Origin of the sequence: Mycobacterium sp. (assembly GCF_040398885.1) — a bacterium.
Classification (GTDB): domain Bacteria; phylum Actinomycetota; class Actinomycetes; order Mycobacteriales; family Mycobacteriaceae; genus Mycobacterium.
In genome coordinates this window covers 1-1,506 of sequence record NZ_JBBATF010000303.1, presented here as the reverse complement: position 1 = coordinate 1,506, position 1,506 = coordinate 1, and the positions used below count along the sequence as shown (strand labels likewise).

The 1,506-nt window shown below is 67.5% G+C and carries 3 protein-coding genes and 1 pseudogene; 2 read left to right on the top strand and 2 right to left on the bottom strand.

Annotated features, from left to right (window positions below; genetic code table 11):
- A partial coding sequence (locus ADBZ5U_RS16305) for a peptide-methionine (S)-S-oxide reductase (protein ID WP_526811941.1) occupies nt 1-182 on the bottom strand: 182 nt, incomplete at its 3' end.
- Nucleotides 177-623: pseudogene (gene msrB / locus ADBZ5U_RS16300) on the bottom strand (peptide-methionine (R)-S-oxide reductase MsrB); the annotation flags it as partial. The pseudogene msrB and the gene ADBZ5U_RS16305, both read right to left, overlap by 6 nt.
- A 163-nt stretch (nt 624-786) precedes the next feature.
- Here msrB and ADBZ5U_RS16295 point away from each other — a divergent pair.
- Both ADBZ5U_RS16295 and ADBZ5U_RS16290 read left to right on the top strand, forming a co-directional pair.
- On the top strand, nt 787-1,287 hold the full coding sequence (locus tag ADBZ5U_RS16295; protein ID WP_526811939.1) for a nuclear transport factor 2 family protein: 501 nt from the start codon (nt 787-789) through the stop codon (nt 1,285-1,287).
- A partial coding sequence (locus tag ADBZ5U_RS16290; RefSeq protein WP_526811937.1) for an NAD(P)H-binding protein occupies nt 1,284-1,506 on the top strand: 223 nt, incomplete at its 3' end. The genes ADBZ5U_RS16295 and ADBZ5U_RS16290, both read left to right, overlap by 4 nt.

Genomic DNA, 1,506 nt, shown 5'->3' with positions numbered 1-1,506 from the left:
GCCGGGTCGTAGACGATCTCGACGGCCTCGGCGTGGCCGGGGTGGTTGCGGTAGGTGGCGTTGGCGTTGCGCCCGCCGGTGTAGCCCACCCGCGTCGAGATCACCCCGGGCTGCCGGCGGATCAGGTCCTGCATGCCCCAGAAGCATCCGCCGGCCAGGATCGCCTTCTTGTGGTCGCTCATGTTCTCCTCCTTCTCGAAGATCCTCACGAAGTCGCCGTACCCCTGCGCCGCCAGGTCGTCGCGGTGGACGAACCGCAGTGCCGCGGAGTTGATGCAGTAGCGCAGCCCGCCGCGGTTGCGCGGGCCGTCCTTGAACACATGCCCCAGATGGCTGTCGGCCCGGGCTGAACGCACCTCGGTGCGCGGGAAGAGCATGTGGAAGTCACGTCTGGTGACGACGTCGCCGATGGGCTTGCTGAAACTCGGCCACCCGGTACCGCTGTCGAACTTGTCGGTCGAGGCGAACAACGGTTCCCCGGAGACGACGTCGACGTAGATGCCCGGCTCGTGGTGGTCCCAGAACTCTCCGGTGAAGGCCGGTTCGGTCCCGTTGCGCTGCGTCACCCGGAATTGCTCGGGGGTCAGGTGGTCGGTGTTCACAGACCGGTCCATGGTCTCCATTGTGCGCCCGCACCGGCTGCCGCGCTGCGTCGGCGAACAGGGGTAACAGACTTGTCACCGCTGCGTCGAAAGTGCGGCTGGATCGGGTTTTCGGCGCACACCGGCTGAATTGTCGATCTGGACGCACTCCGGGTGAGGCCCTGGCCGCCATACTGGTGATCCGATGAACCGCTTCACCCGCGCCGAACTCACCGACGCCTTCGCCACCTTCGAAGCGACGGTCGACGCCGCCGCCCGCACCCGCGACTGGGACGGCTGGGTCGCCCACTACACCGCCGACGTCGACTACATCGAGCACGCGATGGGAACCATGAAGGGCCGCGCGCAAGTCCGCGACTGGATCCACCGCACCATGACGACCTTTCCCGGCAGCCACATGACGGCGTTCCCGTCGCGCTGGCACGTCGTCGACACCGACACCGCCCGGGTGATCTGCGAACTGGACAACCCGATGCGCGACCCCGGCGACGGCACCATCATCAGCGCCACCAACATCTCGATCATCACCTACGCCGGCGACGGCCTGTGGTCCCGCCAGGAGGACGTCTACAACCCGTTGCGGTTCCTGGCCGCCGGGATGAAGTGGTGCCGCAAGGCCGCCGAACTCGGCACCCTCGACGACGACGCCGCCGCCTGGATGCGACGAACCGCTGGCCCGCGGTGAAACTCGTCATCGGGGCCAACGGATACCTCGGCTCGCACGTCACCCGCCAACTCGTCGAGGCCGGCCACGACGTGCGGATCATGGTGCGCGAGAGCGCCTCGACCGTCGGGATCGACGATCTTGAGACCCGGCGGTTCACCGGCGACATCTTCGACGACGACGTCCTGCGCCAGGCCATGACCGGGTGCGACGACGTCTACTACTGCGTCGTCGACACCC

What these genes read in the sequence shown, in the direction of transcription:
- ADBZ5U_RS16295 (WP_526811939.1), top strand. Translation starts at nt 787, where the DNA reads ATGAACCGCTTCACCCGCGCCGAACTCACCGACGCCTTCGCCACCTTC.